The organism is Kribbella sp. NPDC058245, assembly GCF_042882005.1.
GTDB lineage: Bacteria > Actinomycetota > Actinomycetes > Propionibacteriales > Kribbellaceae > Kribbella.
The window spans coordinates 183,457-196,292 of record NZ_JBHVWY010000007.1 but is presented as its reverse complement, the minus strand read 5'-3'; the positions used below and the strand labels follow the sequence as shown (position 1 = coordinate 196,292).

Here is a 12,836-nt window from a genome sequence, read left to right as displayed (position 1 = left end):
CCTCTCAGAAACGGGTCAGGAGCCGGCGAGCTTGGCGACAACGGGGGCCATCGAGTCCAGCGCGTCGACGGCGATGCCGATCGACGAGATGCCGAACCGCTCCCGCCGTACCAGCAGGTCGTCGATGATCTCGTCGACCGAGCCGAACAGGGCGTGCGGCGTACCGAGCGCCTCCTCGGGGCTGAGCCCGAAGCCGGCGGCGAGGTTGTTCGCCATCTCGGCCCGGTCGGAACCGGGCAGCGCTAGGTGGATCCGGGACTGCAGGACCAGGTCGGGGAAGCGCTCCCCCGCGGCCTCGCGGATCCAGGCGATCTTCTGGTCGGTGGCCGCGATGGTCGCGTTCGGGCCGACCGAGGAGTCGATCAGGCCCTTCTGCATGTTCATGTTGATCGCGACGACGTCAGCCTCGCGGCCGGCCAGCGACAGCACCCGCTTGCCACCGCCGCCGATCACGATCGGCGGGTGGGGGCGCTGCAACGGCTTCGGCGTCCCCTGGAGACCCCGCACCTGGTAGTGCTTGCCCTCGAAGTGGCACGGCTCGTCCGCGAACAGCCCCTTCAGTACGGCGAGCGCCTCCTCCAGCCGGTCGATCCGTACCCCTGGCGGGTCCAGCTGGATCCCAGCCCGCTCGTAGTCGGTGTGCAGCCAGCCCGCGCCCAGCCCGAGGTCGAAGCGGCCACCGGAGAGCGCGTCCAGCGTCGCGGCCTCCTTAGCGAGCACGACCGGGTGCCGGTAGTCGTTGCAGAACAGCATCGACCCGATCCGGAGCGTCGTGGTCGCGTTCGCGGCAGCCATCAGGGCGGCGATCGGGGCGATCTGCTCGTCCAGGTGGTCGGACACGGTCAGGCTGTAGTAGCCGAGGTCCTCGACCTTCCGGGCCAGCGCGGCCCACGACGCCGCGGTCACCTCGGACGGCGAGGAACACTGCACCGTGAAACGGAACGGCTTGTCAGCCGGCATCGCGAACTCCTTGGTCGTGAAGGGCGGTCACTGCGGCCTGCATCCGGGCGGCGAAGGCGGCGACCGACTCCCCCGGTCGGGGAGTCAGCGGGGCGCCGATCGCGAACCGGACCGGGAGCCGTCCCGGGCGCGGCCAGTTCCGTCCCCGCGGCATCGCATCGTATGCGCCGGTGATGCCGATCGGGAGACAGGGCATCCCCTTGCTCACGCAGAGCGCGGCGGCGCCGGGCTGGAAGGAACCCATCAGACCGTCGCGAGAACGCGTCCCCTCCGGGAACACCAGCAGGCTGAACCCGTCGTCGAGCAACCGGCCCGACGTACCGCGCATCGGCCGGTTCTTGCCCCCGTCGTTCTTGTTACGGTCGATCGGGAAGGCGTTGAACACCAGCCCGGTGATGATCGCCCGCTTCTTGCTGTCGAAGAAGTAGTCGGCAGCCGCGCCAACAGCCAGCCGCCGGGTCAACGCCAACGGGAGGAACGTCACCATCAACGGCGCATCGAGGTGGCTGGAGTGGTTCGCGACCACGACCATCGGCCCGGTCACCTCCGGATGGCCAACCACCTTGACCCGGATCAAAGAGCGAACCAGAGGCTTCAGCAGACCGCGCTGGATGACGATCCGAAGCCACACCCCCAGCCGCGACTCGAGCCAGGCGGGCTGACGGTTGGCGGCGGGGACGGTCTCCGGGGCGGGCTCAGCGCTCATCGGCGTTGACCTTACCTGCGACCAGGTCGCAGATGCCAGTGTCACCGACGGGGACCCCGAGCCGGGCAGGGTGAGCAGGGGCGACCATGACGTCAACACCCTATCGTCGGTGGGTGGGTGACCTGACCGGGTGCTGAGCGTAGTATTCTGGCAACACCGAACATCGGCATCGCCTTTCTGGGCCGATCGTTACCCGTCGCCGGCCGGACTGTGGCCGAACCGCACGGGGATCGGCCTGCAGTGATCGGCGCAGCGCCGTCAGTTCCGCCGGAATCCACGATCTCGATCGCTGGCCGGAGCGCCGATCCCGCGCTCCCGGGGGTGGCCCGCACCGGGCCGCTGTGCGACGTGTCGCTCTCGGCTGTAGTGACGCGCGGTGCCGCGTTCGCCGTGGACAGTGGTCCGTGGCACGACAGAGGAGGACCCTTGGCCCGACGAGGTCAGCGCCAGTCCGGGGCCGCCAGCGGCTCCGGCCGCCGGCAATCCGGCGACACCCGGCGCGACGCCGGCGACACCCGCCGGTCGTCCGGTGACGCCCGGAAGCAGAGCTCCGGCAGCCGCGGCACCTCGGGTAGTGGGGCCTCGAGCGGCGGGTCCGGTGGCGGTGCTACCGCCGCCAACCGCAAGCGCCGCCCGGCCAAGGACGCCGAGGGCCTGATCCCGGTCCTGGCGAAGGCCGTTCGCGAGGTCGAGGGTGCCGTCGAGCGGGCCGCGATCAAGCCGTCCACCCGGACGAAGTTCCAGATCGTCGCGCTGCTCGTCCGTGAAGAGCGTGCCCGGGTCAACACCGACGCCTCAGCCACCGACGCGTACCGGGCCGAGCAGCTGCGCCGGCTCGACGGAGTGGCCACAATTCTGGCCAAGACCGCGGCTCGCGAGCCCGCGCTGCTCCAACTGCTGGCCGAAGACACAGTGATCTCCGAGTCCGCCGCGGCCCTGCGCCGCGAGATGCTGACCGCGGCCGGGATGGAGGCTCCCGAGGAGCCGCCCGCCCCGGAGCCGGAGACCGCTCCCGAGCCCGCCGCGCGTCGCGTCGTACCGCAGACTGTCGTTGCCCGGCAGCTCGCGAACCCGTTCCTCGCGCCGGACTTCAGCGCGGCCCCGGTCTCCCGGCCGGTCCGCGCCCGCCGCCTCGCCGGCTGGGAGCTCATCACTCCCCTGCTCCGCTCCTTCGAGTACGCCGCGCCTTCGGCGAGCATGCCCCTGCCGGAGCCGACCAACCTGCGCATCGCGGCCGGTCAGGAGCTGATGCCGCATCAGTCTCGCCTGATCGCCTCCGTGGCCGCCGGCCACCGCAGCTTCCTGCTGGCCGACGAGCCCGGCCTCGGCAAGACCGCTCAGGCCCTGCTCGCGGCCAAGGCTGCCGACGCGTACCCGCTGCTCGTCGTCGTACCGAACGTCGTCAAGACCAACTGGGCCCGCGAGGCCGAGCTGTGGACGCCGCAGAAGAAGGCGACCGTCATCCACGGTGACGGCGACTCGATCGACGGCTTCGCCGACATTGTCGTGGTCAACTACGAGGTGCTCGACCGGCACGTCGGCTGGCTCGGTGACCTCGGTTTCCGCGGCATGGTCGTCGACGAGGCGCACTTCATCAAGAACAAGAAGTCCCAGCGCTCCCGGAACGTGCTGGAGCTGTCGGAGCGGATCCGCAACCGCAGCACCCGGCCGCTGCTGATGGCCCTGACCGGAACGCCGCTGATCAACTCGATCGAGGACTTCACCGCGATCTGGCAGTTCCTCGGCTGGATCGACGAGAAGGGTCCGCGCGCGGACCTGATGGAGTCGCTCGAGGAGACCGAGCTGGTCCCCGCCGACCCCGGCTTCTACGCGGCCGCCCGGTCGGCCGTGATCAACATGGGCATCGTCCGTCGCCGCAAGGTCGACGTGGCCGCCGACATCCCGGCCCGCCGGATCGCCGATCTGCCCGTCGAGCTCGACGGCGCCGTCGGCCGTTCCATCCACGCGGCCGAGCGGGAGCTGGCCGAGCGCTTGGTCGCCAGGTACCACACCGCGCTCGAGACCCGGGCTTCCGGCGTCACCGTCGAAGGCATCGACCACGAGCTGGTCCGCCGCGTCGCCGGCTGGGAACGCCAGGAGATGGACAACAAGAAGACCGGCGAGAACGTGTTCTCGCTGGTTCGCCGGATCGGTCTCGCGAAGGCCGGCCTGGCCGCCGACTACGCCGCCCAGCTCGCGCAGAGCGTCGGCAAGGTCGTCTTCTTCGCCCGCCACATCGAGGCGATGGACACCGCCGAGGAGCTGTTCGCCGAGCGCGGGATCAAGTTCGCCTCGATCCGCGGTGACCAGACCTCGACCAAGCGGCAGAAGAACATCGACGCCTTCACCAACGACCCTGAGGTCTCGATCGCGGTCTGCTCACTGCTCGCGGCCGGCGTCGGCCTCAACCTCCAGGTCGCGTCGAACGTCGTACTGGCCGAGCTGTCCTGGACGAACGCCGAGCAGACCCAGGCGATCGACCGGGTGCACCGGATCGGTCAGGAGATGCCGGTCACCGCGTGGCGGATCATCGCCGCGCAGACCATCGACACCCGCATCGCGGACCTGATCGACTCCAAGGCCGGCCTGGCCGCCATCGCCTTGGACGGCTCCGACGAGGAGACCGGCTCGTCCGCCGACGTCCAGCTCGAGGCCCTCGTCTCGCTGCTCACCGACGCGCTGTCCTGAGGGACAGAGAACGCCGGCACGCTATGAGCGTGCCGGCGTTTTAGGGCGCGGGCCGGTACGACGGCAGCGCCTGCTTCAACTCCCCGTACGTCGGAATCCCGCGCGGCGCGAGCATCTCGCCCACCCACGGCTGCCCTCCGGCGACTCGCAACCAGCCGTCGTGCTCACGGGCCAAAGCCTCAGCTGACGCCAGTACGCCGACACCGGCGTCATCCAGCTCCCGCACCCGACGCACGTCGACCACAACTGTCGAGGACTTCGTCGTGATGACCCGCCGCAATTCCTCGGCGAACGCCGTCGCTGTGGTCGCGTCCACCATCCCCGCAACCTTCACCACCACGCAGCCGCCCACGGCGGACCACGCGCAAACAAACGACCCACTCATATCGACCGGCTGACTCACGGTCCGGACAACCTGTGGCTGACTCACGGCACCACTCCTCACACCCAGCGTTGTATCCGTAGTACCCACTCCTATTCCCTAGTCTGCAGTTCACCAAGGTGCGCGTACCGCCTTCTAGGGCTGAGGTGTGAGCTCGCCGACCGGGAGTTCGACCGCGACGGTGTTGGTCTTCGGGGCGAGCGGGCACGTCCAGCGCGCGCTGTAGGCGCAGGACGGGTTGTAGGCGAAGTTGAGGTCGATCACCAGGCGGCCGGCGCGGAAGTCGCCGCCGAGGTCGGCGCCTTTGACGGTGTCGATCAGGTAGCGCCCGCCGCCGTACGTGAGCTTGCCGGCGAGTGCGTCCTTGACCGGGACGAACAGGCCGCCGCCGTACGACTCGAGCCACCACACGTCGAGATCGCCGACGTCGGGCAGATGGACGACACCGATCCGGCTGAACGGGATCACGCCATCGGTTGCCGAAGGCACCTCCCACCGGACCGGCTCAACATCGTTGTCAATAGCAACATCAAAGCGCAGTTCGGGGCGGTAGGCACCGATCTCGGGACCGCCGTACGTCGAGGGCTCCTCGACCGGCGAGGCCGGGTGCGTCTTCAGCAACTCGTCCCGGCCGGTCTGCCAGACCTTGTGTGCCTGAGCCGGATCATCCTGCGCACGCACCGACTCGTAGAGCGCGAACACCCGGCGGCGCCAATCGGCTGTCTCCAAAGACATGTCAGACTCCCCAGACCGACAGCTCGGCCGCGCGTGGAGCTGACTTCAGCGCCGAGGTCGGGTGGTCGAAGGTCATCACCGCACGCGTCGATTCCTCGTACGACGGCCAGCCGGGATCACCCGTCGTCGCGAACGTCACCCACACGGCGTGCATGGTGTCCGCGAGCTCCTGGGGCGCAGCATCGCCGTACAGGGGTGAGGTCGCGGTGCTGAGCGTGTCGAACATGAAGGCGAGTTCGAGCGAGTGGCAGGCGCCGAGCCCTTCGAGCGGCGACTTCCAGGCGAACTCATACAGGTACGGCGTCCCGTGCGGCCGCTGGGCAGCCGCCAACTTGATCGTCGGAATCGTGAAGATCGAGTCGGTCACCACCGAGGACAGCACCTCACCCGGCGACTGCTCCGGACGCCCAGCGAGGTACGCGGCCGTGACCTCCGCGGGAACGCCCATCCCGGCCAACGCGACCGGCAGCATCTCGGCGGTCACCGCAGCGGCGAGGCCGGACGGGACCGTGAAGAAGCTGAACTCGTCACTCGTCGACCCAGCCAGTACGTCGACACCCTCGGCCGCGCCGGCCGCGATGGCCTTGATCGGTACGTCGAAGATCAGCTCGTTGTCGATCACCGGCATGACCGGCATGATCCCGCCGCCGACCGCGATCGTGCTCACGCCCCAGCGCGCCGGATCCGGCTTCAGCCGCATCTCGATCGCGACGACGCGCTGCGCGGCCAGCAGGTCCTCGACGCTGACGGATGCAAATCCCGCCGCCGAGCACTCGACACCGAGCCGCTTGGCGACCTCGGCGGCGACAGCCCCGGCATCAGAGGCGAGCGCGGCCACACCGGCCGAGCCGCTCTGCACGATCGCTCGCCGGAAGAGTCCCTTCGCGGCCGGGATCGACATCAGCGTCGCAACGCTCATCCCGCCGGCGGACTCACCAGCAATCGTCACGCGGGCGGGGTCGCCACCGAAGGCCGCGATGTTCTCCTGCACCCAGCGCAGCGCCGCGACCTGGTCGAGCAGTCCGCGGTTGCTCGGCGAACCCGGGATCACGCCGAAGCCCTGGATCCCCAGCCGGTAGTTGACGCCGACGAGGACCACGCCGTCGCGGGCGAACGCCGTACCGTCGTACTCGCGGACGGCGTTGGAACCGTTGCGGAAGGCACCACCGTGGAACCACACCAGCACCGGCAGCCCGCTACCGCCAGGCGTCCACACATTCACGTTGAGGAAGTCGGGTCCGGGGATTGCCGGGTTCGACAACAGGGCGTCGTACGGCGGCTCGTAACCGGGCTGCGGCACAGTCGCGCCCAGCTCGGTTGCATCCCGTACGCCGTCCCAGCTGGCCGGCTCGGGGGCCTGAAAGACCTTCTGCCCCACCGGCGCTGCCGCGTACGGAATCCCGAGGAACGCCGTCACCTCGCCGTCCGTCCGGCCCTTGACCTGTCCGCCCGAAGTCCTCACGATCGCGTCCACGCCTCATGCTTACCACGCCACTCAGCTGCTCACCGCTCGCGAGACAGCACATCCGCGAGCAGATTCAGCGCCTCGACCACGCGGTCGCGGTCATCACCCAGTCCTTCAAGCAGCTCGAACTCGCGCGCCAGTTGCCGCGGGAACAACCGATCCGTCACGGCTTCGCCTTCCGGGGTGAGCCGGATCAACGCCGCCCGCTTGTCGTTCGGGCTCGGCTCCCGCCGGACAAAACCGCGAGCCTCCAGCCGGTTCAGCGTCTTGCTGATCGCGGCCCGCGAATGCCGCATCTGATCGGCCAGCTGGCGCGCGATCGTCGGGCTCTCGTCATGCCGGAGCCGGATGCAGATGTCGAGCTCGGCGCTGGTCAGCGGAGCATCCACATACAGCGGCTCTACCGCCTCTTCGAGCAGTCGCTGGATGCGCTTCAGCGGCCCGATCACTTCCATCGCCGACGTGTCCAGATCGGGTCGAGCCTCCGCCCACAACCCCTGCACCATGTCCCGGCCCATCCATCTCCTCAGCCAAACTGTTAACCAGTTGACGATAGATTACCGGACGGAGGCACTCGCGAGATGAACACGCTGAGTCGGCAAGTCCATCACCGGCCACTCCGCCTTCGTCTGATCTCCTTCAGGATCGCGACATCCTCAACGTGGGTGGGGGTCTCGACCAGCATCGGTACTCCTGGAAACTGCTCGAGAAAGATCTTGAGTGTCTCGACACCGATCTCGCCGCGGCCGAGCGACTCGTGCCGGTCACGGCGGGAGCCGACGAGGTCCCGGCTGTCGTTGACGTGCAGGAGTGCGACCGGCAGATCGGTCGTGAGCTTGGCGAGGTCCTCCCCCGCGGCGTGCAGGTGGCACGTGTCGAGGCAGACGCCGACGCGCTCGTCGTTCACCGCCTGCAGGTAGTCGCCGGTGCTCTCGATCGTCGAGGCAGCCGCCTCTCCGCCACCCGCGGTGGGCTCGATCAGCAGCTGTACGTCGGTGCGGTCGAGGACTGGCGCGATCACCTCGTGCAGACCATTCAATACCGCCGTACGGCGAGTTCCGTCGACCATCGAACCGGCGTGGACCACGACTGTGCCGGCACCGATCGCGGCGGCTCGTTCCATCGTCAGCTCAAGCGCTTCGATGGACTGCTTCAGGACCTGCTCCGAGGGTGAGCACAGGTTGATCAGGTGCGGCGCGTGCACAACCACCGGGATGTTGCAGGCCGCCCGGAACGCCTCGTCGGCTGCGGGGTCAGCCGCGCGCGGCGCCCAGCTGCGCGGGTTGCCGCCGAAGAGCTGGATGATCTCGGCACCGACCTCGGTCGCCTCGGCCAGGCCGACCTTCACCAATCCGCCGCCGATCGCGACATGTGTACCGATCAGCGCCACCGGTCCCCTTTCTCGACTTCGAGGTACAGAATATACTGCTCCGCATGGGCAGACCAATGACCTTCGATGCGGACGTCGTCGTCGATCAGGCCGTCGGGATCTTCTGGCGGCAGGGATTCGCCGCGACCACACCGCAGAACCTCGTCGACGAGCTCGGGATCGGCAAGGGCAGCCTCTACAACACCTTCAAGAGCAAGCACCACCTCTTCACGCTCGCCCTGCGCCACTACAGCCAGCAGCGCATGACCGAACTCGCGGCGAGCCTGGAGGGTCCGGGGCCACTGAAGCCCCGACTTCGCGACGCTTTGGCGACGCTGGCTGGGGTCGGCGAGCATCAGCTCGGCTGCCTGACCGTCAATGCGGTCGCCGAGGTCGGGATGGCCGACGAATCCGTCGCCGAAATCGCCACCGAACTGTTCCAGCGGATGCAGGAGATCTTCCGGTCCGCGATCTCGCGCGGCCAGAAATCCGGGGAGATCGCTACCTCGCGGACTCCGACCGCCGCCGCGGGAGCCCTTATGGCGGCCGCGATCGGGACCGCCGTACTGGCCAAAGCCGGCACCGATCCGGCCCAGCTCGGCCACATCCTGGACACTGCGCTAGATATTTGACCCCCGGGTACACAACTGCCTAAGGTGGTTGTGTGACTCGCTTCCGGTACGTCGGTCCGAACTGGTACGCCGTCGTCATGGGTACGGCGATCATCCCGGGCGCTGGGATCGGACTCCCCCACCAGTTCCCGGGAGCCGTGCACGTCTGGCAGGTGTTCGCGGTGCTGGCGTTCCTGTCGCTGCTCGTCCTGGTGGTTGCCCGCGGCATCCATTGGTTCAGGCACACCGATCAGGCGCGGGCCGGGCTGCTCGATCCGGCGGTTGCGCCGTTCTACGCCTGCGTCTCGCTGGCGTTCCTTGCCGTCGGGTTGATCTCCTGGACCGTCGGCCACACGTTCCTGCCCGACGGCTTCGCGATCGGACTGAGCGCCGTACTGTGGACGATCGGAACCATCGTCGGCATCGTCTGCGCGGTCGGGCTGACGTTGCTGATGATCATCAAGCACGACCTCGTGATCGCCGCGGCCGGACCCGCCTGGCTGCTGCCACCCACCGGCACAATGGTCGCCGCCGCCTTCGCCAAGCCGCTGCTCGAACATCTGGATCCTGGTCAGGGCAAGGCGTTGCTGGTCATCGCGCTGTACGCGATGTTCGGTCTCGACCTGCTGATGACGATCGTCGTACTGCCGCTGGTCTTGCAGCGCTTGTTCGCGAACGGGCCGCTGCCGCTGCAAGCGACGCCCGCGCTGTTCATCGTGATCGCGCCGTTCGGTCAGGGGGTCAATGCCCTCGGCAACCTTGGCGATCAAGCCGTGCAGTCGGGGCTACCAACGCCGTACGGGGAAGGTCTGCAAGCGCTCTCGGTTGTTGGTGGTGTCCCACTGATGGGCTTCACGCTGCTGTGGGGTGCGATCTGCCTGGCGATGCTCGCCTGGGCGTTCGGTAAGGGCCTCGAGTTCTCGCTGGCCTGGTGGGGAATCCCCGTTCTCGTGGGGCACGATCGTCACCGGCATGACCAACATCAGCAAGCACACCGAGATCGGTGCACTCTCCTGGTTCACGGTCGCGTGTTACGTCGTACTGGCGGCGCTCTTTCTCTACGGCTGGCCGATCACCCTCTGGCGCCTCGCCACCGGCAAGCTCCCGGCGGCATGACGCAGCGCCGGCCCCCGTCGGGACCGGCGCCGCGGTAGCACTCAGTGCTTGAAGGCGTCCTTGGCCTTCTCGCCGGCCTGCTTCAGGTCGGCCGTCGTCTGGTCCGCCTGGCCCTCGGCCTGCAGGTCGCGATCATCGGTCGCGTCCCCAGTGGCTTCCTTGATCTTGCCCTTGGCCGCATCCGCAGCGTTCTTGATCTTGTCTCCGACGCCCATGATCACTCCTTCCGCGTTTCCGCTAGGCCGCCCCGGTGCCCGCCCCGAAACGATCCATGCAAAAAAGAGGGATCTCCGCTCAAGTTGCTGGTTCTCCCCTCATGGAGTGCCCCCGCCACCCGACCTTGAGCACGCCCCGACCACTCCGACCGGCCCCAAGCGGTCGAGCGGTGCACAAAGTGTCGCGTCCACCCACCTTGAGCACGGCCCAACCACCTCGACGGGTGCGCTTAGCACCTTTGTGGATGCTCAGGGCCACCCAACGCCCACCAGACTCCACAAAGGCGGCACCACATGGTCGACCGATACCCAAAGTGCCCCACCACCCGACCTTGAGCACGACCCGGCCACCCCCGGCGGGCGTCACGCGGTTGACGGGTGCTCAAGGTGCGTCGCCTGGTGGGGTCGGCCGCGTTATGGGTGATTTTTCGTCGCCTGGACCCGAAAACTCGCCCATAGCGCAAGCTCCGGGCATCACGTACCTCAGCCACAGCCCGTCAGCCTCAGGCAACGTGTACCTCGATAGCCGACCGCACCATCCCCCTCAACCATCTGCTGGGCGCGCGCGAAGCCTCTCAGTCGACCGCCGGAGGCGGTCGAGGTCGCGCGGCGGGCCAGGTGAGCGACTCGGCCGGCCACGTCGCACTGTGGCTGAGGTTGGCGTCGGCCGATCAAAGACGGGGTGGCTGGGCGATGCGGTGACTGAGGGGGATGGTCCGGTCGGCGACCGCGTTCTCCGTTGCTTGGGGCTGACGGGTTGTGGTTGCGGTCCGGGAACGACGCCGGGCGGGGTCGCAGTTGCTCGGGGTGACGGGCTTTGGGTGCGGCGAAGATGGGGCGCTTCGGTGATCGGGCTGTACAGACCGACTGTTAGTACGCGGACAGAACGGGCGCGCTGCATCGTGACGCAGGCACCGAAAAGGGCGGCGGGTAGGCGTACCAACAGTCGGTGTGTACGCAACCGGCAAATCCATCTCAGGCGCCGCAGCGGCCGCAGCCCCGGCAACGGCGGCGTCACCCACACATCGAGCAGGAGAGCCAGAAATCAGGCAGGAAATCAGGTCCTTACATTCTTGACGTGGTGAAGTAACACTCGTACGGTACCGGGGATGCTCCCGCAGTCCCTGTGACGAAAGGCGTCCCCCGTGTCCCGTTTTCTCCGCCGCGCAGTCGCGCTGGCGACCGCCGTACCGGTCCTGCTGGCCGCAGCCATCACTCCTGCGCAGGCGAAGAGTGACTTCAGCATCAAGCCGTTCATGGGCTGGAGCAGCTGGAGTGTGCAGTCGTCCAACAACCCCGACTACGGCACGAAGTGGCTGACCGAGGCGCATGTGAAGTCGGCCGCCGACTCGATGGCGAAGAATCTGCGGCACGCCGGGTACACCAACATCAACCTGGACGCGGGCTGGAACGCGAACTGGAACTGGGAGTTCCGGACCGACGCCAACGGCATCCCCGAGGCCGACCCGGAGCGCTTCCCGAACGGGATCGCCAGCCTCGCCCGCTACGTGCACAGCAAGGGCCTCAAGATCGGCCTGTACGGCGGCGCCGGGTTGCAGACCGCGATCTACGACAAGAACGCGCCGATCCTGGGCACGAACTGCACCACGCAGGACATCACCGTCTACCCGCTGGTGAAGACGAACATGTGGGGCGGCGACTGGAAGATCGACTTCACCAAGCCGTGCGCGCAGGCGTACTTCAACTCGATGGCGAAGCGGTTCGCGTCCTGGGGTGTCGACTTCCTGAAGGTCGACGGCGTTCTGAAGGAGAACATCCCGGACATCGAGGCGTGGTCCAAGGCCATCGACCAGAGCGGCCGCAAGATGTGGCTGACCGCGAGCGCCTGGCCGATCCCGCGTGAGGCGGGTGAGGGCCTGCAGCCGTGGGCGAACAGCGTCCGCGTCGACACCGACGTCGAGTGCTACTGCAACACCGTGTCGACCTGGGAGAGCTCGGTCGACAACCGCTGGGAAGACCTGCCGAACTGGCTCGATGTGGTGCGACCGAACTACTGGCCGGATCTCGACTCGATGCCGATCAACAACAACTCCGGTGTCGGCATCCAGGACGGCATCAACGAGACCGAACGCCAGTCCGTGATGACGTTCTGGTCGATGGCCTCCTCCCCGCTGTACATCGGCGGCGACCTGGCGAACATCGACCGCAAGGCGGTCGCGATCCTCACCAACCGCGAGGTGATCGCGGTCGACCAGGCCGGTGTCATCCCGACCCGCGTCACCGGCGGCACGCTGCAGATCTGGAAGAAGCGCCTGCCCGGCGGCAAGCTCGCAGTCGCCGTCTACAACCTCGGCTCCGAGACTGCCGACATCCCCGTCACCTGGGACCAGCTCGGCATCCACGGCAGCAAGCACGTCCGTGATCTCGTTGCCCAGAGCAACCTTGGTCGTTCGAACAAGTCGTGGACCGCCGTCTCCGTCCCGGCCCACGGCTCGCGCCTGATCACCCTCTCCTGACCTCCCTGGGGGGGGGGACTGTCCCCGCCCCCCTCAAGGTGGGACCCCTCCTACCCCCAGCGGGGGGTTTTTTTCCGTTCTGTGGGGGGGAAAACCTGGGGGCGTTTCCCCT

12 protein-coding genes are annotated in these 12,836 nt (G+C 68.0%); 4 read left to right on the top strand and 8 right to left on the bottom strand.

Annotated features, from left to right (window positions below):
• Positions 1-15: 15 nt before the first annotated feature.
• Together ACFVWG_RS18720 and ACFVWG_RS18715 are read right to left on the bottom strand one after the other, a co-directional pair.
• Positions 16-960 (bottom strand): TIGR03621 family F420-dependent LLM class oxidoreductase, encoded by a 945-nt coding sequence (locus ACFVWG_RS18720; RefSeq protein WP_391544559.1) that lies wholly within the window; start codon positions 958-960, stop codon positions 16-18.
• A complete protein-coding gene (locus ACFVWG_RS18715) occupies positions 950-1,666 on the bottom strand; it encodes a lysophospholipid acyltransferase family protein (RefSeq protein WP_391544558.1) in 717 nt (238 codons plus the stop codon). Before ACFVWG_RS18715 ends, ACFVWG_RS18720 begins: the two co-directional genes overlap by 11 nt.
• Before the next feature lie 426 nt (positions 1,667-2,092).
• On the opposite strand from ACFVWG_RS18715, the gene ACFVWG_RS18710 reads away from it, so the two are divergent.
• On the top strand, positions 2,093-4,354 hold the full coding sequence (locus tag ACFVWG_RS18710) for a DEAD/DEAH box helicase (protein ID WP_391544557.1): 2,262 nt from the start codon (positions 2,093-2,095) through the stop codon (positions 4,352-4,354).
• A 40-nt stretch (positions 4,355-4,394) separates the two neighbouring features.
• Here ACFVWG_RS18710 and ACFVWG_RS18705 read toward each other — a convergent pair whose 3' ends face one another.
• The 5 genes from ACFVWG_RS18705 to ACFVWG_RS18685 form a co-directional block, all read right to left on the bottom strand.
• Positions 4,395-4,784, bottom strand: a complete 390-nt coding sequence (locus tag ACFVWG_RS18705; protein ID WP_391544556.1) for an STAS domain-containing protein — start codon at positions 4,782-4,784, stop codon at positions 4,395-4,397.
• Between the two features lie 87 nt (positions 4,785-4,871).
• Positions 4,872-5,471 carry a DUF1684 domain-containing protein gene (locus tag ACFVWG_RS18700; RefSeq protein WP_391544555.1) on the bottom strand — a complete coding sequence of 200 codons (600 nt, stop codon included), beginning with the start codon at positions 5,469-5,471 and terminating at the stop codon, positions 4,872-4,874.
• A gap of 1 nt (position 5,472) precedes the next feature.
• A complete protein-coding gene (locus tag ACFVWG_RS18695) occupies positions 5,473-6,945 on the bottom strand; it encodes a carboxylesterase/lipase family protein (RefSeq protein ID WP_391544554.1) in 1,473 nt (490 codons plus the stop codon).
• A gap of 29 nt (positions 6,946-6,974) precedes the next feature.
• Positions 6,975-7,454, bottom strand: coding sequence for a MarR family winged helix-turn-helix transcriptional regulator (locus ACFVWG_RS18690; protein ID WP_391544553.1), 480 nt, complete (start codon positions 7,452-7,454; stop codon positions 6,975-6,977).
• Between the two features lie 89 nt (positions 7,455-7,543).
• Positions 7,544-8,326, bottom strand: a complete 783-nt coding sequence (locus ACFVWG_RS18685; protein ID WP_391544552.1) for a deoxyribonuclease IV — start codon at positions 8,324-8,326, stop codon at positions 7,544-7,546.
• Positions 8,327-8,370: 44 nt separating this feature from the next.
• Here ACFVWG_RS18685 and ACFVWG_RS18680 point away from each other — a divergent pair, with 44 nt between their 5' ends.
• Positions 8,371-8,937: a TetR/AcrR family transcriptional regulator gene (locus ACFVWG_RS18680; RefSeq protein WP_391544551.1), complete on the top strand. Its 567-nt coding sequence runs from the start codon at positions 8,371-8,373 to the stop codon at positions 8,935-8,937.
• A gap of 32 nt (positions 8,938-8,969) precedes the next feature.
• Positions 8,970-10,070 carry a hypothetical protein gene (locus ACFVWG_RS18675; protein WP_391544550.1) on the top strand — a complete coding sequence of 367 codons (1,101 nt, stop codon included), beginning with the start codon at positions 8,970-8,972 and terminating at the stop codon, positions 10,068-10,070.
• Positions 10,071-10,073: 3 nt separating this feature from the next.
• Here the strand turns inward: ACFVWG_RS18675 and ACFVWG_RS18670 are convergent, their stop codons facing one another.
• On the bottom strand, positions 10,074-10,247 hold the full coding sequence (locus ACFVWG_RS18670) for a CsbD family protein (protein WP_391544549.1): 174 nt from the start codon (positions 10,245-10,247) through the stop codon (positions 10,074-10,076).
• Between the two features lie 1,145 nt (positions 10,248-11,392).
• Here ACFVWG_RS18670 and ACFVWG_RS18665 point away from each other — a divergent pair.
• The gene (locus tag ACFVWG_RS18665) at positions 11,393-12,724 is read left to right on the top strand and encodes a glycoside hydrolase family 27 protein (RefSeq protein WP_391544548.1); all 1,332 of its coding nucleotides are present in this window, start codon (positions 11,393-11,395) and stop codon (positions 12,722-12,724) included.
• Positions 12,725-12,836: the final 112 nt, after the last annotated feature.